The organism is [Clostridium] innocuum, from assembly GCA_012317185.1.
GTDB lineage: Bacteria > Bacillota_I > Bacilli_A > Erysipelotrichales > Erysipelotrichaceae > Clostridium_AQ > Clostridium_AQ innocuum.
The window spans coordinates 2,367,385-2,385,980 of record CP048838.1 but is presented as its reverse complement, the minus strand read 5'-3'; the positions used below and the strand labels follow the sequence as shown (position 1 = coordinate 2,385,980).

Below are 18,596 nucleotides of genomic sequence, written 5' to 3'. Positions count from 1 at the left end.
GGAATGAAATGGAGGAAGAAGATATGAAGAAGAGTTTTTTTTCAGCAGGCTTGCTGACGACACTGTTGCTTATGGGCTGTTCATCCACGCCGGTATTAAAAAGCGGGGAGATTGAAATACCTGTGCATAAGGAACTGGATTTGTCTGCGTCCTGCTTTTTTGATTCCGTTGACAAGACAGATAAGGTGACGGTAAAAAGCGGGAATCTGGATATTCAAAAGCTGGGAACTTATTCAATCACCATTGCTTACGGAAATGAGGATTATAAGCTGAAGGTGAAGGTTGTTGACAAAGAAAGGCCGATTCTGAAATGGAAAAAGAAGCGTTTGATTTTCAAGCTGGGTTCAAATCTTGATAAAGTGAATGATGCCATTCGCGATAATGCCGTTATCACGGATAACTATGATAAGAAGTTTCAATCGTTCGCTGGACTCAAGTGGATTCCAGAGTCTGATAAAGAAGTCGTTTTCGATGTGCAGGTTAAGGATAGCAGCGGCAATCTGTCAGAGAAAAACAGTCTGCTTGTGCAGTTTACAAGCGATGGTAAGGAGAAATCAGGGTTAAAGCAGGAGCATGCTTCCGCAGAGGTTTCCATCGATACGGGAAAAGCAGCAAAAAAGGATACAAAAAAGAAAGAGAAAAAGAAGGATAACAAAAAGAGTGAAAAGGCTTCAGAAAGTAAGGGTGCAGATAAAACAGATACAGAAACAAAAGTGCAGCAGCCTGAACAGAGCCAGGCATCATCTTCTACATCAGGTAACCAGAGCAGTGATAAACCGAAGGATGCGAATCCAAAGCCGGATTCATCGCAAGCAACAAGCGGTAATGCTGCGGAGAAGGAGCCTGTGTATCCGCCGGAGGAAAAACTTCCTGTTATGACAGTTGATAATTTTCCATCTAATTTATTAGGCAACAGTGGACGTGTTTTTGCAACATTTGATGAGGCATATGCATGGGCGAATGAACAGGTAAAGTTAGAAGGCAGTCCGTGGTATGGATATTATATGGAAATAGGACAACCATTTGATGGTAACTATGCTAATGCTGGTGATGGAACAACACCTTGGACTGTAGATTTCTTTAAATAATTAAAAAAGCTAGAATTCTAGCTTTTTTAATTTGAAAGGAGGGAACAAGAAATGAAGAAATCATTCCGTTTTTCAGTACTGTTATTTCTTTTTATATTTGTAATATTCCCTATGATAGAGCCGGTTTATGTAAGTGCAGGAGCATTAACCACACAGGCATTTAAGCCTTTGAGTAATAAGGAAAAGGTTGTAGGTTTTACAAAAATCGGATCATGGAATAATGGGAGTTTTTTTGAAACAATAACTCATGAATTAGTTGGCTTTGACGATGATGCTATGACAATGAAATACCGGTTTCGATATTACATAACACATAAGGGAAGTGCTGGTTCCTATATTTATCAAAAAGTACCTGTCGGTGTTTTCCTCGATAATAAAAAGGTTGCAACCTTTTCCAGCTGGATTGATAAGCATATAGCAAACAAAACACAGCTGTGCGGAGAAAAAACAGTAACCATAAAATCAGGAACACATGTCGTTGAGCTTCGTGATATTAAGGACGGAGCATTAACCGTTGTGAATGTGACCAAATCCATCAATATTCCTCTGCCATCCTATTCGGTCAAATTTCTTGATGATGACGGTACGGTATTGAAGACACAAACAGTGGAGAGGTATAAGAGCGCAACAGCTCCGAAGGTATCCAATAAAACAGATAAGACGTTTACCGGATGGGACAAGCCCTTTCAAAATGTCCGTGAGGATTTGGTGATAACAGCCCAATATGCTACCAACACCTATACTGTGAATTTTTTGGATTGGGATGGGCGTGTGTTGAAAACACAAGCGGTTTCACATGGCGGAAATGCATCTCCGCCGTCCTCGCCGACCAGAGAAGGATATATTTTTCAGGGATGGAAGGGCGATTATACCAATGTTACGGGAAACAGAACCATTACTGCCTCCTACAAAATACGGACCTTCACTGTTACCTTTGATTCCAATGGAGGCTCTTTTGTTGCATCTCAGACCATCACTTATGGAGATAAAGCAGGTACGCCAGCTGATCCAGTAAAAAAGAATAATAAATTTATGGGCTGGTATACGGCTGCAGGTGTGAGGTACGACTTCCGGCAGCCTATAAAGAACTCTATGACGCTGTATGCCTATTGGGATGAGGAACCGGTAATCACTGCACAGGATATCCATATCTTTGAGGACTTGTATACGGTGCAGGAATGGCAGCGGATACGCCTGGAACGGGCGAAGGCACAGGATAAGGAGGATGGTGATATCAGCGCACGGCTGACAGTTCTCAAAGATACGACGAATCTGAAAAAGCAGGGAACCTATGAGTTAACCTATGAAGTAAAAGACAGCGCAGGAAATCGTTCCGAAAAAAATATCAAGGTTATCGTTCTGGATAAACGTGCACAAGAGGATCGCTCCAGAAAATATATTCGCTCAATATCCGCCAGCCATATTCAGACACTGCATCCGGACAGCTATTGGAGAGCGACAACACAATTTCAAAGGCTGACACAGTCCCTGCAGAAAACCTCAGCGCAGGCAGAGTGCACCTGGCATCTCACGGCAGAGGATATTGCGAAAATCCGCAGGTTCAATGCAGCGCACGGGTATTCAACGCAGGAGAACAAGGCATTTCTGGAAGAATTTTCATATCTTAGGAGGTGAGTATGAAATCCGTTATCAAATATAGTATTTTGTTGATTTGCTTTTCTGTCTCTATTCTGCTTGTGATGGATATCAATTCCATATCACAGAGAAAAAGTGAGATGGAGGATGCCGCAGAAATCAGTATGCGAAACTCGCTAAAGGCGGTAGGAATCCATAAAATGTATGCAGTGGATGAATCCGGCATGGAGGCTGAGCTTTTGCGTGAATTTGCATCCAATATCAATTCGGATACGGATTACACCCTGCGAATTATGGATATCAGCAGGTATGGATTACTGGATGTAGAGCTGACCGCAGACTTTGTTCATATGAATGGAGTCAGAGATCAGCGCAGGCTGCGAAAAACTATGATTATTGAAGCATATGATCTCCCCTGATCATATGCAGGTTATGTCTTCCTGTCAAAAAGCGTGCACATAGTAATGTGCTTTTTTTGTGGCAACCCCACGGAAAGGATAAATGAAAATGGAAAATGCACCTAAAATAGCTGTTCTTGTTGTACTGGCACTCGTTGTTGGAAGTATCTTTATCGCTACAAGCAAGGAATACTCAAAAAGTGTTTCTGATAAAACCGTAGAGCAGACAAATAACCTATTCAATTCGACCGGAGCAGGCAGCTAATATGGCATTTGATTTTGGAATTCTGCAGCCATTTGTAAATGATGCTATGATTACGGACATTGACAGTAACGGAAAAACAGTTTATACAACACATGTGCACAAAGGAAAAAGCAGAGCAGCACTTTTGGAGCCTGGCTATCTGGAGCAGCTGTTGAATAGACTCTGCAATTCCGGCGCAATCAATGACCAGTTTAATTATGAGCATCCGAAGCTGGATGGTGAGATAGATGGCTTGCGCATACATGCGACACATCGTTCCTTCTCCACATCCGGTTTTACATTGAGCATAAGGAAAAATCCGATAGAGCTCGTGATTACGCCAAAGACGGCGAAAAAAACGAAATACTGCAGCTCTGCGATATTTGATTTTCTGCGGGCCTGTGTAATTGCAAGGATGAGCGTGATTTTCGGAGGTGAGGTAGGAACCGGAAAAACACAGCTGATGAAAACAATGCTGAGTATGTGTGATGATCAGGCGAGTATCGTTCTGCTTAGTGACATTGATGAAATGCGCATGCTCGAATTGTATCCGCAGCGCAATATCCGACAGTATATCATAAATGATATCATGTCATATACTGCGGCAACCTCGTGTATTCTGCGTGACAATGCAGATTATGTCTGCTTTCAGGAGGTTCGTGATGAGGCTGTGGATGATCTTTTTCTGGTGCTTAGCAGTTCGGCAAGAGTAACGGCAACGCTGCATGTAAAGGATGCTCTGTTAATGCCGCAGCGCATGATACAGCTTTCTTCAAACAAGAATGATCATCATCTGCTTTCTACCATACACGACTATATTCAGGTATGCATCACCCCCTGCAGAGTCATGCGAAACGGAAGGCTGCGCCGTTATATCGGACAGATTGCTCTGTTTTGGAATGATGCAGACAGAGTACCGCAGAAATGTCTTCTCTATGAACAAAGAGAGGAACAGGCAATTCGATATGCGATGCCGGAGTATTTTAAAAAGTATTTTGCAAATCAGAATATTCAGCTGGATTGGAGGGAAGGTATTGAAAACCTATAGCTTTACAAAGAAGCCGCTGATAGAAACCTATGGCTGTGCTTATTCCAAAAGGGATCTTTTGCTTACCATCGGCGGTGCCTGTTTATGTGTGGGGGCAATCTGTTATATGCAAAGGCTGCAGCTGCTGTATACATGTGTGGTAATCGCAACGTTAATGCTGCTGCTACCGGCAGTGATCTCCTCTTATTTTATCTATCAAAGTGAGAAAAAACGCTTTGAGGAATACTGTCATTACTTTGAAGGAATGCGCATGTATTTCAAGGTATACGGAAAGTTAAATACAGCGCTGAAGGAAACCTGCAATCTGTTTGCGGATGATTCGCAAATGTCCGTGTGCATTCATCGTGCAGTTATGGAAATCGAAGACAGCGGAGAGTATGCCAAAGCACTTGGCTACATAGAGGAGTCCTACGAAAATACCTATTTGAAGCGACTGCACTCACTGCTCATAACCGGAGAGAAGCAGGGTGGGGATTCTGTCTATTACAATTTGGATTTGATTGATTACGATGGCTGGAAAAACAGCATGCTTATGTTTCAGAAAAAGAAAAAATCTGCCAAATATATGTTTTTCCTCATGACGGTACTTTCCTTTGCCATCAGTGTATACTCCGTACTTGCCTATCAGGATGCGCAGGTGCAGGCAGGCATTATTGAAAATGCGCAGTATCAGCTTTTTACATTTCTTGAGCTTGAGATACTGATGCTTTTGTTTCTGGTGGTTTATATGTCGCTGGTGAATAAGAAATGGCTGAGGAGGGATGAATAAATGAATCAGGTTATGCAATGGATGACACATGATACGACGCGATACGGCTATCTGCTTGAACATAAAGAGGAATGGCGTTATTCGCTCATACGCTTTGCTTTCATGCTTTTTATGGGACCGATAGGGGTGCTGCTGACGGTTATAAAACGCTCTTCGCTTCCTGTCTGCATAGTTTGTGCCGTAGGCTTTACCTATGGCGGCTATAAGCTGCCCTGGCTGTGGCTCAGGCTTCGACACAATCAGCGCTGCAGACAGATCAGTGATGCCATCATTCTTTGGGTTAACACGTTATATGCATTGATTGGAGAAAACAATATTTATAATGCAATCTCACTCTCCTATGCTTCTGCACCGGAAATTCTCAAACCGGATCTGGAGTGCTTCATACAGCAGATTACGCTGGATCATTCCGATAAAGACGCTTATCTAAATTTTCTATCCATGTATGAAATCGATGGATTTCGGGATATCATGATGAAGCTGTATGAATATCGCAGTCTTTCGAAGGATAAATTGAAATATGAGATAGCAGCACTTACAAAAGCCCTTTCGAGGATTGAAAGGGATAAGCGCGAGCGACGTTATCGCAGCGAGCTCTTTACAGCCGATACGCTGACAATGATCATGATGAGTGTTCCCTGTATGTATATGTTTTTTGTATCTTTGATTTTATCCCAGCTGATCATGAGCTGATGGAACATGCGACAGAAACGGCTGTTGAGGTCGTAGTGATGCTGCTTTGTGCAAGTGCCATGCTTACGGTATTCTATTATCTGTTTACGTCCATGCCGCTGCTGGGAGTTTAGTATGGATACGACAGTAAAAGAAAGTGTGGAACTGATGGTAGAACTGATTTGTGCTTTTTCTGTTATGGCAATGCTGTCTCTTGCAATGTACACGGATGTCATCAGCAGACTGCTGGAGAGGCTGTTCTAATGGAAAATGCAGTCAGAATCAGCGTACCCGTCTGGGTTACGATTCTGATCATTACGGTCGTTTTTTCCGCATTCGGGGGATGGAGCCTGAGTGCAAAGACCTATATGGAACAGGAAAGTAAACAGATGGAGAATACGCAGCTGCACATCAATCAGATGCTGCTGGAGCATTCCTTTCCACAGATACTTGCACAGAATCAGCGCATACCGCAGGGCAGCAGCTATCAGATCAGGGATCATGTGAGGGCGATTGACCATATGGATGGTGATATCAGTGAAAAGCTGGAATTTTACGGGCAGGTAAACCCGATGAAAAAGGGAGTGTATACGGTTCGATGTGTCGTCCGTAATTCCCTGGGAATGAAGAGTGTGAAGCACATTCAGGTGTTGGTGGATTAAGGAGGTATTATGAAAATTAGTATCACAAGTGCATTATCAATGATATTTCTAACCTTTGTTTGTGTTTTGTTTATCAACGTGATGTCAGCGCAGATGCAGATTGCCAAGCTCAATGATTTTCATTACGGAGTTGTTCATGAACTGGAAAGCAGTGATTTTTCGCCTGCAGTTATCGATCAGCTGACACATGCGGCAAATTACGATGTCCGTATTGAAAACAGGGGGGTGAAGGATGATTTGCGAATTTATCAGATCATAACCTCCGGCAGTGTCCGCATGCCGTTTTTTCATTACGAAAAAACATATGTGAAGGAGAGCAGTGCACGCTGAGAAATTTGTTATATTTAAGGAAAAGCTCCTTCAGATATGATACAATATAGACAAGTCTTAAAGGAGGAGCTTTTTTATGAAAACGTATATTGGTGTTGATTTGGGCGGTACAAACGTCAGAGTGGCAAAAGTTGATGAAACAGGTGCCATCCTGCAAATTGTAAAGGAACCTACTGAAATCGGCAAAGGTGTGGAGCAGGTAGTTAGTAAAATCATATCCATGATCGAACGTATTGAAGGATATGAAGCAGTTGCCGGTATTGGCATGGGTGTGCCGGGTCCTGTAGACACGAAAAACGGCAAGATGATTCTGGCTACCAATCTGCCGGGATTTGAGGGGTATCCAATCGCCTCCAGAATTGAAGAGCATTTCCACGTACCGACATTCCTGGATAATGATGTGAATGTTGCCGGTATGGGAGAGGCACTGCAGGGGGCTGGAAAAGGAAAAGATATCGTTTACTATGTTACGATCTCCACGGGCATTGGCGGTGCTCTGGTTGTCAATCAGAAGGTGATCGCCGGAAGAAACGGACATGCCGGGGAAATTGCCAATCTGATTATTGACAGAAACCGTGAGAAGGTGAATTATCTGAATGTCGGAGCCGTAGAAAATGAAGCAAGCGGTACGGCGATTACCCGTAAGGGAAAAGCGGCGTTTGGTGAAGATGCTGTTCAGCATGCCGGTGATGTGTTTGATCTGGCGCGCAAGGGAAATGCCAAGGCATTGGAAATCTGTGATGCGGTGGCGTATGATCTGGCAGTGATGTTTTCCCAGATTGCGCACGTTGTGGATCCGGAGGTCTTTGTCGTTGGTGGCGGTGTTATGAAGGGCAAGGATGTATTCTTCGATAAGATGGAGAATTATTTCCGTAATATGATTCATAAGGGAATGCAGACTGTGGTGTTTATGGAGGCTGAGCTGGATGAACCGGGGATTATTGGTGCAGCTATGCTGCCGATGGCATACGTAAAGGAGTAGGAAAATGGATGCACGTTTACAGAAATATGCAAAGCTTGCGGTGCGCAAGGGTGTTAACCTGCAAAAGGGACAGACGCTGATTATCAATACCTCCGTGGAAGCGCTGGAGATGACACGCGCCTGTGTGGAAGAAGCATATCAGGCAGGGGCAAAGGAGGTACTCGTTTTCTATAAGGATGATTACGTTTCCAAGCAGCATTATCAGTATCAGGACGAGGAAACCCTGTGTACAGTACGGCCCTGGCAGATCGACTGCAAACTGGATTATATGAAAGAAGGAGCCTGCATTCTGCATATCATCAGTGATATTCCCGGCATTTTAAAGGATGCGGATGCTGAAAAAATCAGCAAGGCACGTCTGGCCATGGCGAAGGCGGGAAAAGAACTGCAGTCATATACCATGATGAATAAAACACAGTGGTGCATCGTCGCGGCTCCGAATAGGGAATGGGCGAATCTGGTTTTCCCTGAATTCGAGGGCGAAGAGGCTGCTGTAGAGGAACTGTGGGATCGAATCCTCAGTGCTGTACATGTTGAGGCAGAGAATGATCCAATTCAGGAATGGATCGATCTGCAGGAAAATTTTGCACGCAGGGAGCAGATCTTAAATACGCATCGCTTCCAGAAGCTGCATTTTGAAAATGCAGGGGGTACGGATTTATGGGTAGAGCTTGTTAAAAATCACCTGTGGGCCGGAGGAAGTGAAAAAACAGTAGCCGGTGTAGAGTTTAATCCAAACATGCCAACGGAGGAAATTTTTACGATGCCGAAGAAAACCGGGGTAAATGGCAAGGTGTTTGCCACAAAGCCGCTGGATTATAACGGAACGCTGATTGAGGATTTCTGGTTTCTCTTTCAGGATGGAAAGGTTATTGATTTTGGCGCCGAGAAGGGATATGACACACTGTCCTCGCTCGTTCATTTCGATGAGGGAAGCTGTTATCTAGGTGAGGTTGCTCTGGTGCCTTACGAATCTCCAATCAGTAAGAGCGGTATTCTGTTTCTGAATACGCTGTTTGATGAAAATGCCTCCTGTCACCTAGCTTTGGGAGATGCGTATCCGATGAATGTTGCAGGTGGTGTCGATATGAGTGAGGATCAGCTAAAGGAAGCAGGGGCCAATCATTCCATGACCCACGTGGATTTCATGTTTGGCAGTCCGGACATGAAAATAACCGGAGTTTGTGAAGACGGGTGCGAGGTAGCCGTCTTTGAACAGGGAAATTTTGTATTCTAGACCGGGGTTTCCGGTCTTTTTTCTATCTGTGTTTTGTATAGCGAGGAAGAGGAGCTTTTATGGAAATACGCCGTGAGAAAAGAATTTCTGGTGAAGCTATGTCTTCTATGGTATAATCTAGCTAATAAAAGGAGGGAATATCTATGATAATGATTATTATTGCTGTTGTAGTCGTGCTCATTCTGCTATGGGTTATTTCAACCTATAATAAATTTGTAAAGCTGCAGAATAAAGTGGAAGAGGCGTTTTCTACGATGGATGTATACCTGAAAAAGCGCTATGATTTGATTCCGAATTTGGTGGAAACCATCAAGGGCTATACAAAGCATGAATCAGAGACACTGGAAAGGGTTATCAGTGCGCGAAATCTTGCTGTAAATGCGCAGTCATTGGATGAAAAAATCAAATCCGAGAAGAATTTTCAGTCTATGCTGGGGCCTTTGTATGCCATCAGTGAGCAGTATCCGAACCTAAAGGCGGATCAGCATTTTACACAGCTGCAGAACGAGCTGCAAAATATCGAATCTGAAATTGCAAATTCACGTAAATACTATAATGCAGTATGTGTGAAATTCAACAATCTTGTGGAAATGTTCCCAAGCAATCTGCTTGCCGGCATGTTCCATAAGACGAAGAAGCCGCTGTATGAAATCGAGGATGCTGCCCAGCGTGAAAACGTAAAGGTACAGTTTTAAAGGGATAGCACAGCTATTCCTTTTTATCCTTTGAAAAATAAGGCGGTATCCGGCTGCATAGTATGTGCAACAGCTGAAGGCAGATGCACAACTGTGAGCTGAAAAGCGGCATAAAGGCGCGCTTGGAAAAACATGCAACAACATGTTCTTATGAGGGAAACAACAATGAAAAAAATTAAACGATGGATTGCGGTCTGCTGTTTGCTGTTTGCGGCAACGCTTATACCGGTGGATGCGCAGGAGGCTTTCATTATTGATGATCTGCATGTGTCTATGGAGGTACATGAGGATGGTGGTATTGACATTACAGAAACCTATGTGCTGAATTTTACAGAAGCAAAGCATGGATTTTTTCGTAATATCCCAACCTCCTATGATATGGAGTGGTCTGTGGATGGAAAGCTGGAAAAGAAGAGCTATTATTTTCCGGTCAGTGAAGTAACCTGTAACCGAACCTGCTCTCTTGAGGGCAACGCTGATGCGGTGGTTGTTAAGCTCGGTGATCCGGATAAGACGGTATACGGGGAACAGAAGTATGAGATTTCTTATCATGTAAAGACGAAGGATCTGGATTTGAGTAACCATGCGCAGGCATTGTATTGGAATCTTGCATCCGGCTTTGATACTCAGATTCGTCATTTGTCCTATGACATAAAAATGCCGAAGGCTTTTGATGAAAATGCGGTGTTTACCTACAGCGGGGCTTTCGGGGAAACGACAACGAACCTCACACATGAGGTGGATCAGCTGCATATCAAGGGAGAAACCGGCAGGCTTCTTTTGTCCAATGAAAGTGCAACCATAAAGGTTAATCTGCCAAACGGATATTTTATTTATCCAAAACCGAAGGATTATTCCATACCGGTGAGTATAGCGTCCGGCATACTGCTGTTGGCGGCTCTTTCGCTGTTCTGGAAATACGGACGGGATGATGAGATCATCGCGACGGTTGAATTTAAAGCACCGGATGGTCTGGACAGTGCCGGTGTGGGTTATGTGATCGATAATACCGTAGAAAATAAGGATATTCTGTCTCTGATCATCGACTGGGCAAATCGCGGCTTCATAAAAATATATGATGAAAAGGACGGATTTCAGCTGGAGAAGCTAAAGGATATGACGAAAGAGAACAGTCATGCCTATGAACGTGCATTTTTTGATTCTATATTTCTTTATGAAACCATCGTCAGGGAAGAGGGAATGAAGAATGAAGAAGTGCGTAGAGGGCTTGCCAGTGCCAAAAGCATGCTGCGGAATTATTTTAACAAAGATCCCAAGAAACGCATATTTACGAATACCTCTGTGGTACTTCAAGTGATTATGATCCTATTGATTGGCCTTCCGGGCTTGCTGTTATCCTTCTTCAGTGCAAAGGCCAAGTACGAAATGAATTTATTCGCAATTCCCTATGTTATTCCATCCGTGCTACTGATGGCATCCTGTATCCCATGGATTATTATCATGCGTAAGCGTTATGTAATGAAGAAGCCGACTTTTGTGCTGGTTATGTGCCTTATGGTCTTTCTGAATGGAATTCTGATTGCCGTGAATGCTGTTTTGCAGTTGCTGGTAGGCGGAAGTATGTGGGCGGTACTGCTTCATGCCGTCATTACCATTTTACTGATTCTGATCATGATATTCATGGACAAGCGCAGTGAGCAGGGCACGCGCTGGCTGGGACAGATTCTCGGTCTGAAGGATTTTATCCTAACCTGTGAGAAGGACCGTCTGGAGCTTCTTGCAAAGGATGATCCCTATGCATTTTTCTCCATTCTTCCTTACGCGTATGTTCTTGGTGTAAGTGATGTTTGGGTTAAAAAATTCGAAACAATTGCGGTGGCAGCACCAAACTGGTATCAGGGCTATGATTCCACAGGTGTTTTTACCACTATGCTGTGGTGGAATCATTTCCATTACTGCTTTCATGATATTTCAGCTGCAGCTACATACGTTCCGGCACCAAAAGGCGGCAGCGGCGGAGGTAGCTTTGGCGGTTTTGGCGGTGGAGGCTTCTCTGGAGGCGGTTTCTCCGGTGGAGGCTTTGGCGGCGGAGGCGGCGGAAGCTGGTAAGCCTATCAAAAAAACAAGTCCTTGCGTTTCACGGACTTGTTTTCTTTTCCCTTTTCCTTGTTACGCAAAGCTGCTATCTTGATGTCTCAGAATTCAGCTTACCGTCCTCCAGCTCCTTGACCTTCTTATAAAAGGTTGAATATTTCAAACCGGAAATAGCGATTGCCTCCTTGCTTTGCAGCTCCCCCTGCTGCCATAAATACACAATCTCCTCGAAGTCCTCCGGTAATGCGATTTTTGGCCGGCCGAACCGCACACCACGCATTTTCGCTGCACGGATTCCCTCAGCCTGTCGCTGATGGATATTCACACGCTCATTTTCCGCAACAAAGCTGAGCAGCTGCAATACGATATCCCCAATCAGAGTGCCAATCAGATCTTTTTTCTGATCAGTGTCAAGAAGCGGCATATCCAGAATTTTGATATCCACTTTTTTGTCCTTGGTTATGTATTTCCATTCCTGCAGAATCTCATTGTAGTTTCTGCCAAGACGATCGATACTTTTTACGACAAGCAGATCCCCCTGTTTCAGTTTCTTATAGACAAGCTTATGATACGCAGGCCGATTGAAATCTTTACCACTCAGTTTATCCATGTAAATATACTTTTTGTCAATTCCCATGTCCAATAATTCCAGATATTGTCTAGCTTCATTTTGGTCCTGACTGGAAACTCGGACATAACCATAAGTTTTTCTCATGTACATACTCCTTTCCATGCTCGTGAAAATTATACTAGACTTCAGTGGAAATTAAACTGTTAAAATTTACCAATTTGTAAGCGCAATACATAAAAGCTGTAAAATACGGAATATTTTGAAAGTATGTTTACAAATTCTGAATACTATTGTGAATTTGTTTTTATGGGAGAAGTATTTGACATATCGTCTGGAATGGTGTATAAAATAGACAGGAGTTAAATACGAGGAAAAGGACATGGGATCATTATTCTGATGCAGAGAGAAGGACGGCAGGTGAAAGTCCTTTGAAGGAATGCTGATCTTACTACCTTGGAGTAGCACCCGAAAGGGAAAGCCGCATGCCTGCGTTACGGGTTTGAGTGCATATGAGGAATCATATGAACAAAGGTGGTACCGCGTGTAAGACTGAACGTCCTTTGGATGCAGTCTTTTTTTGTTGAAGGAGATGATGATATGCAGCTTGTACTGGCACAAGTTTCTGACGCTGAAGCCCTGCAGCGTTATGAGGATGCCTGTAAGGATGCAGAGGAAACAGATGTTTTGCCGTTTCGCCTTCAGTATGCGGATATGTCTGCTTTTCTGAAGGCACAGACAGATTGGCATATCGGTGCAAATCTGCCAGAGGGTGTTGTTTCCAGCAGTCTGTATGTTGTCAGGCAGCATGGTGAAGTCGTTGCCACGCTTGTATTGCGGCATGAGCTCAATGCATATCTGAGAAAGTTTATCGGGCACATCGGATACCGCGTGCTTCCGGCATATCGCAGGCAGGGAATCGCCAAAGAGATGCTGAAGCAGGCAGTTGTACTTGCAAAAAGGGAATATGGACTGCAAGCGGTTATGGTCAGTTGTCGCGATGATAATATCGCATCGAAAAAAACGATTCTGCACGCTGGTGGATGCTGGGAACGAAGCTATCGCATACCGGAAACAAATGAATGCTACGATATATTCTGGATAGGAGGAAATGAATATGATTGATATTAAAGAGCATGAGGAATTAAGCAGGCTGAATCATTCCTGTGCACATATGATGGCACAGGCGGTAAAGCGTTTGTATCCACAGGCAAAATTCTGGGTAGGGCCGGTCATCAGTGAGGGCTTCTATTATGATATTGACCTGGGTGATGAAGTAATTAAGGAAGAGGATCTTGCGAAAATCGAAAAGGAAATGAAAAAGATTGCCAAGGACGGCAAGCGTATCGTACGAAAGGAGATTTCCAAGGAAGAGGCTTTGGAAATGTTCCAAGATGACCCCTACAAAATTGATCTGATCAGTGATCTGGAGGATGGTACAATCACCTGTTATCAGCAGGGGGAGTTCATTGACCTGTGTCGGGGACCACATGTCGATACAGTTAAGCAGTTGAAAAATTTCAAGCTGCTGAAGCATTCCGGTGCCTACTGGAAGGGAGATGCCAGCAATAAGATGCTGCAGAGAATCTACGGTATCTGTTTCCCGACAGCTGAGGAGCTTGAGGAGCATCTGCATCTGCTGGAGGAAGCGAAAAAGCGTGATCACAAAAAGCTGGGAAGAGAGCTTGGATTGTTCATGATGAGCGAATTCGCTCCAGGTATGCCATTTTTCCTGCCAAACGGAATGATTATCCGCAATCTGCTGGAAAACTTCTGGTATGAAGAGCACACAAAGGAAAACTATCAGTTTATCAAAACACCAATCATGATGAGCAAAGAGCTGTGGGAAGTGAGTGGTCACTGGGAAAATTATAAAGAGAACATGTATACGACCATGGTTGATGATCGTGAATTCGCAATCAAACCGATGAATTGCCCGGGTTCTTTGCTGGTGTTTAAGAACGGGCTGCATTCCTATAAGGATCTCCCATTGCGAATGGGAGAGCTCGGACAGGTGCACCGTCATGAGGCAAGCGGCGCATTAAACGGATTGTTTCGCGTCCGTACATTTACACAGGATGATGCACATATCTTTATGCGTCCCGATCAGATTGAAAGCGAAGTTATGCAGCTGATTCAGTTTATCGACCGTGTATATTCGGTGTTCGGACTGAGCTATCGCATCGAGCTTTCTACACGTCCGGAAAAGAAATACATTGGAGATCTGGCGATTTGGGAGCAGAGTGAAAAAGCATTGGCAGATGCCTGCGTTCATGCAGGAAAGGATTATAAGGTGAATCCGGGAGATGGAGCATTCTATGGTCCGAAGCTGGATTTCCATATCAAGGATTCTCTGGGAAGAGAATGGCAGTGCGGTACCATTCAGCTGGACATGAATCTGCCGGAGCGATTTGATTTGACTTATGTTGAAAAAGACGGCTCCAAGGTACGTCCGGTCATGCTTCATCGCGTAATCTTCGGTTCCATTGAACGCTTTATCGGTATCCTGATTGAGCATTTCGCAGGACATTTCCCAGTATGGCTGGCACCGCAGCAGGTCAGTGTGGTTCCGGTTCATCATGAGAAGCATCTGGGATATGCAAATGAGGTACATGAGAAATTATGTGCACTTGGCTTCCGCAGTAAGCTGGATGCAAGAAACGAAAAACTGGGATACCGTATTCGTGAAGCACAGCTTTCCAAAATTCCGTACCAGCTTGTAATCGGTGACGGTGAAATTGAAAACCGAAGTGTTACACTGCGCCGTGCACAAAGCAGGGAATCTATAACGATGTCACTGGATGACTTCATTGCTATGATGGAGAATGCAGTGAAGGAGAAAAAACTGTAATGAAGCTGCTTAAGGGGGCGCTTGCAGCAATACTGGCTGTTTCGATGACAGCCTGTAGCACCCAGAGCAGCAAGCAGGAAGAAAAGAAATCTAAAAAAGAGGAGCCTATCAAAATTCTGGCGCCTATGGGAGCACCGTCTCTGTCCGTGCTTGGGCTTTACGGTAATCAGAACGTAACCATCGATACCGTTGACGGAACGGATGTATTGCGTGCACAGCTTGCGAAAAAGGATGGTGAGTATGATGCGATCATAGCTCCGATCAACCTGGGAGCAGCGCTGCTTTCCAAGGATAAGAGTGCGTATCTTCTGGACTCTGTCGTCACATGGGGCAATCTGTATATTATCGGAAGTGATGAAGCAGATTTACAGAAAGAGGGAATGTTTGCGGCCTTCGGTGAAAAGGCGGTTCCGCAGAAGGTATTGGAAAGCAGTATGGATATATCGTCGTTTACTCCTGAAATCCGTTATTTCAATTCTGCAAATGAAGTGCAGGCACAGCTGCTGAGTAAAAAGGCTACTGTTGGTCTTCTGGCAGAGCCTGCTGCTACTGCAACCATTGCAAAGGCGAAGGAAAAAGGAATTGAACTCAAGGTTTTGAAGGATCTGCAGAAGGAATATAAGGCAGCAAATAACATGGAGCAAAGCGGATATCCGCAGGCTGCATTGTTTATTAAGAAGGGCAGCGAGGAGAAGGTTGCCGCTTACAGAAAGGAAGCGGAGGCATTTGTGAAAAAGGCGGGTGACACCTCAATTGCCGGGGCTGTTGAAACCGCGACAGTGGAAAAGCTGGGAATTCCAAGTGTTCAGATTGCACAGAAAACATGGAAGCGTCAGAATATCCGGTTTGAAAAGGCAACAGATGTGCAAAAGGATATTGCATTGTTTCTGAAGCAGTTTGCCATCACATTAAAGGACTCTGCCTATACAAAATAATTTGTTTGATTGCTTCCTTCATTCCGTAAGACAACATCCGACACCACATGCTATGCGTGATTGAGTGCTGTAACTTATAAAGAGCAAAGAATTGAAGATAAATCAAATAAAAGGGATCCGTTCTGAGCAACGGGTTCTTTTTGCATATGCTGCAGCGCTTCTGCATAGAATACTGCGTAACCAGCCCTTACAGGGGCCATACAGATGTTACCTGAAATCTAAGAAAACTAAGCCTCCGGAATTCGCAATAAAAATTTTCTCATCTTTTTTTAGCAATCCTCTTGCCAAAGTGCTAATTTTGAGTATAATAGTATGTGTTAGCAGTTGAGAACTGCGAGTGCTAAAAGACAAGGAGGTATTTTTATATGTTGAAACCATTACACGATAACGTCATTTTGAAGAAAGAAAAGGCAGAGAAGGAAACGACGACAGCGAGCGGAATTATCCTGACTGACAATGCAAAGAATGTACCAAGCTACGCAACGGTGGTAGCAATCGGACCTGACAGCAAGGCTGATATCAAAGAGAATGACAAGGTGGTATATAAAGAGTACTCTGGTACAAATGTAAAGCTGGATGAAGAAGAATACATTATTATAGAAGCAGAAGATATCTTAGCAGTATTAGCATAAAACATAACAGGAGGTAAGGAACATGGCAAAAGAAGTACGTTTTTCAAAAGATGCAAGAACAGCAATGCTGAATGGTGTGAATGTACTGGCAGATGCAGTACGTGTAACACTTGGACCAAAGGGACGTAATGTCGTTTTGGAGAAAGAATACGGATCACCGCTGATCACCAATGACGGTGTCAGCATCGCAAAGGAAATCGAGCTGGAAGACAAGTTTGAAAATATGGGTGCCAAGCTGGTATATGAGGTTGCGAACAAAACCAATGATACTGCCGGTGATGGTACAACCACTGCTACTATTCTGGCACAGAGCATGATCAGCAACGGTCTTCGTCAGGTGGAAAAGGGAGCAAATCCTGTCCTGATGAGAGAGGGAATTGAATACGCAAGCAAGGAAGCAGCAAAGCATATTCTGGAAAAATCCCGCAAGGTGGAAACGAGTAATGATATTGCAAGCGTAGCAGCAATTTCCAGCGGAAGCAAGGAAGTTGGCAAGATCATTGCCGAGTCTATGGAAAAGGTTGGACGCAACGGTGTAATTTCCGTTGATGAATCCAATGGATTTGATACAGAGCTGGAAATCAGTGAAGGTATGCAGTATGACAAGGGCTATGTATCTCCATATATGGTAAGCGATCATGAAAAAATGCAGGCTGAGCTGGAAAATGCATATGTGCTGATCACTGACCAGAAAATCAATAATGTACAGGAAATCCTGCCTGTTCTGGAGCAGGTTGTCCAGACAAACAAACCGCTGCTGCTGATTGCAGATGATATTGAAAATGAAGTTACTTCCACATTGGTTGTTAACAAGCTGCGTGGTACCTTTAATGTAGTAGCTACCAAGGCACCTGGCTTCGGTGATAACCAGAAGGAAATTCTGAAGGATATCGCAATTCTGACAGGCGCAAACTTCTATTCCAAGGATTTAAGCATGGATCTGAAGGAGATGAAGCTGGAAGATTTGGGAACTGTTAAGAAGGTAGTTGTAACAAAAGACAATACGACAATGATTGGTGGTAACGGCTCTAAAGATGCTATTGACGCACGTGTAAAAGAAATCAGTGCACAGATGGAAAATTGCAAGAGTGATTACGACAAGAAGCGTTATGCAGAGCGTCTTGGTAAGCTGAGCAATGGTGTTGCCATCATCAAGGTTGGAGCAACTACAGAAAGCGAGCTGAAAGAAAAGAAGCTGCGTATCGAGGATGCTTTGAATGCAACACGTGCTGCGGTTGCGGAAGGTATCGTAATCGGTGGCGGTGCTGCTCTGGTTGAAGCTTATATCGCATTAAAGGATGAACTGAAATCCGATGTTGTGGATGTTCAGAAGGGTATCAAGGTTGTCATGGATGCACTGCTGGCACCAATTGCACAGATTGCAGAGAATGCAGGATACAATGCGGAAGAGATTGTTGAACAGCAGAAAACTGCAAAAGAAAACATCGGTTTCGATGCGAAGAATGGAAACTGGGTGGATATGTTCAAGGAAGGCATCATTGACCCTACAAAAGTAACAAGAAGTGCACTTCTCAATTCTGCAAGTATTTCCGCTCTGTTCCTGACGACAGAAGCTGGTGTTGCAGCAATTAAGGAAAAAGAGGCACCGGTACCTCCAATGCCTGCCGGACCAATGTACTAAGAACAAGCTATGGTGATATAAAACTGCTGTACGGACGCATATCCGCAGCAGTTTTTTTATGTTAAGCACACAGGGTTAGCTGTACAGTATCCATACGTCGTCTTTAGTTAGGCGGTGTATTATTGTAATTGTTTATATCAGAAATTCATAAAAGTAACCGTATGCTGTCTTTTCTTTAGAAAATCTTTTGTT

18 protein-coding genes and 1 pseudogene are annotated in these 18,596 nt (G+C 43.9%); 18 read left to right on the top strand and 1 reads right to left on the bottom strand.

What is annotated here, in order from left to right:
* Nucleotides 1–23: 23 nt before the first annotated feature.
* The 13 genes and pseudogenes from G4D54_11535 to G4D54_11475 all read left to right on the top strand — a co-directional run bounded on the left by G4D54_11535 (nucleotide 24) and on the right by G4D54_11475 (nucleotide 11,791).
* The gene (locus tag G4D54_11535) at nucleotides 24–1,088 is read left to right on the top strand and encodes a DUF5011 domain-containing protein (protein QJA03034.1); all 1,065 of its coding nucleotides are present in this window, start codon (nucleotides 24–26) and stop codon (nucleotides 1,086–1,088) included.
* 129 nt (nucleotides 1,089–1,217) lie between these two features.
* Nucleotides 1,218–2,723 (top strand): annotated as a pseudogene (locus G4D54_11530) (DUF5011 domain-containing protein).
* A 2-nt stretch (nucleotides 2,724–2,725) separates the two neighbouring features.
* Nucleotides 2,726–3,103, top strand: coding sequence for a hypothetical protein (locus tag G4D54_11525; protein QJA03033.1), 378 nt, complete (start codon nucleotides 2,726–2,728; stop codon nucleotides 3,101–3,103).
* Nucleotides 3,104–3,191: 88 nt separating this feature from the next.
* Nucleotides 3,192–3,347 (top strand): hypothetical protein, encoded by a 156-nt coding sequence (locus G4D54_11520; protein ID QJA03032.1) that lies wholly within the window; start codon nucleotides 3,192–3,194, stop codon nucleotides 3,345–3,347.
* 1 nt (nucleotide 3,348) lies between these two features.
* Nucleotides 3,349–4,374 (top strand): type II/IV secretion system ATPase subunit, encoded by a 1,026-nt coding sequence (locus tag G4D54_11515; GenBank protein QJA03031.1) that lies wholly within the window; start codon nucleotides 3,349–3,351, stop codon nucleotides 4,372–4,374.
* Nucleotides 4,361–5,143 carry a hypothetical protein gene (locus tag G4D54_11510; GenBank protein QJA03030.1) on the top strand — a complete coding sequence of 261 codons (783 nt, stop codon included), beginning with the start codon at nucleotides 4,361–4,363 and terminating at the stop codon, nucleotides 5,141–5,143. The genes G4D54_11515 and G4D54_11510 overlap by 14 nt, the downstream gene beginning before the upstream one ends.
* Complete coding sequence (locus G4D54_11505; protein ID QJA03029.1) at nucleotides 5,144–5,836, top strand: hypothetical protein; 693 nt, start codon at nucleotides 5,144–5,146, stop codon at nucleotides 5,834–5,836.
* 242 nt (nucleotides 5,837–6,078) lie between these two features.
* Nucleotides 6,079–6,477: a pesticidal protein gene (locus G4D54_11500; GenBank protein ID QJA03028.1), complete on the top strand. Its 399-nt coding sequence runs from the start codon at nucleotides 6,079–6,081 to the stop codon at nucleotides 6,475–6,477.
* 9 nt (nucleotides 6,478–6,486) lie between these two features.
* On the top strand, nucleotides 6,487–6,807 hold the full coding sequence (locus tag G4D54_11495) for a hypothetical protein (protein ID QJA03027.1): 321 nt from the start codon (nucleotides 6,487–6,489) through the stop codon (nucleotides 6,805–6,807).
* Nucleotides 6,808–6,883: 76 nt separating this feature from the next.
* Nucleotides 6,884–7,789 (top strand): ROK family protein, encoded by a 906-nt coding sequence (locus G4D54_11490; GenBank protein QJA03026.1) that lies wholly within the window; start codon nucleotides 6,884–6,886, stop codon nucleotides 7,787–7,789.
* A gap of 4 nt (nucleotides 7,790–7,793) precedes the next feature.
* Nucleotides 7,794–9,026 (top strand): aminopeptidase, encoded by a 1,233-nt coding sequence (locus tag G4D54_11485; GenBank protein QJA03025.1) that lies wholly within the window; start codon nucleotides 7,794–7,796, stop codon nucleotides 9,024–9,026.
* A gap of 143 nt (nucleotides 9,027–9,169) precedes the next feature.
* Nucleotides 9,170–9,721 (top strand): LemA family protein, encoded by a 552-nt coding sequence (locus G4D54_11480; protein ID QJA03024.1) that lies wholly within the window; start codon nucleotides 9,170–9,172, stop codon nucleotides 9,719–9,721.
* A 165-nt stretch (nucleotides 9,722–9,886) separates the two neighbouring features.
* A complete protein-coding gene (locus G4D54_11475) occupies nucleotides 9,887–11,791 on the top strand; it encodes a DUF2207 domain-containing protein (GenBank protein ID QJA03023.1) in 1,905 nt (634 codons plus the stop codon).
* Nucleotides 11,792–11,864: 73 nt separating this feature from the next.
* Here G4D54_11475 and G4D54_11470 read toward each other — a convergent pair whose 3' ends face one another.
* Complete coding sequence (locus tag G4D54_11470; GenBank protein ID QJA03022.1) at nucleotides 11,865–12,491, bottom strand: recombinase family protein; 627 nt, start codon at nucleotides 12,489–12,491, stop codon at nucleotides 11,865–11,867.
* Between the two features lie 453 nt (nucleotides 12,492–12,944).
* On the opposite strand from G4D54_11470, the gene G4D54_11465 reads away from it, so the two are divergent.
* The 5 genes from G4D54_11465 to groL all read left to right on the top strand — a co-directional run bounded on the left by G4D54_11465 (nucleotide 12,945) and on the right by groL (nucleotide 18,404).
* Entirely contained in the window at nucleotides 12,945–13,469 is a 525-nt protein-coding gene (locus G4D54_11465) for a GNAT family N-acetyltransferase (GenBank protein ID QJA03021.1), read from the top strand.
* Nucleotides 13,462–15,195 carry a threonine--tRNA ligase gene (gene thrS, locus G4D54_11460; GenBank protein QJA03020.1) on the top strand — a complete coding sequence of 578 codons (1,734 nt, stop codon included), beginning with the start codon at nucleotides 13,462–13,464 and terminating at the stop codon, nucleotides 15,193–15,195. The genes G4D54_11465 and thrS overlap by 8 nt, the downstream gene beginning before the upstream one ends.
* Nucleotides 15,195–16,130, top strand: a complete 936-nt coding sequence (locus G4D54_11455; protein QJA03019.1) for a hypothetical protein — start codon at nucleotides 15,195–15,197, stop codon at nucleotides 16,128–16,130. Before thrS ends, G4D54_11455 begins: the two co-directional genes overlap by 1 nt.
* Nucleotides 16,131–16,495: 365 nt before the next feature.
* Nucleotides 16,496–16,762 carry a co-chaperone GroES gene (locus G4D54_11450; GenBank protein ID QJA03018.1) on the top strand — a complete coding sequence of 89 codons (267 nt, stop codon included), beginning with the start codon at nucleotides 16,496–16,498 and terminating at the stop codon, nucleotides 16,760–16,762.
* 22 nt (nucleotides 16,763–16,784) lie between these two features.
* Nucleotides 16,785–18,404, top strand: a complete 1,620-nt coding sequence (gene groL, locus G4D54_11445; GenBank protein ID QJA03017.1) for a chaperonin GroEL — start codon at nucleotides 16,785–16,787, stop codon at nucleotides 18,402–18,404.
* Nucleotides 18,405–18,596 lie beyond the last annotated feature (192 nt).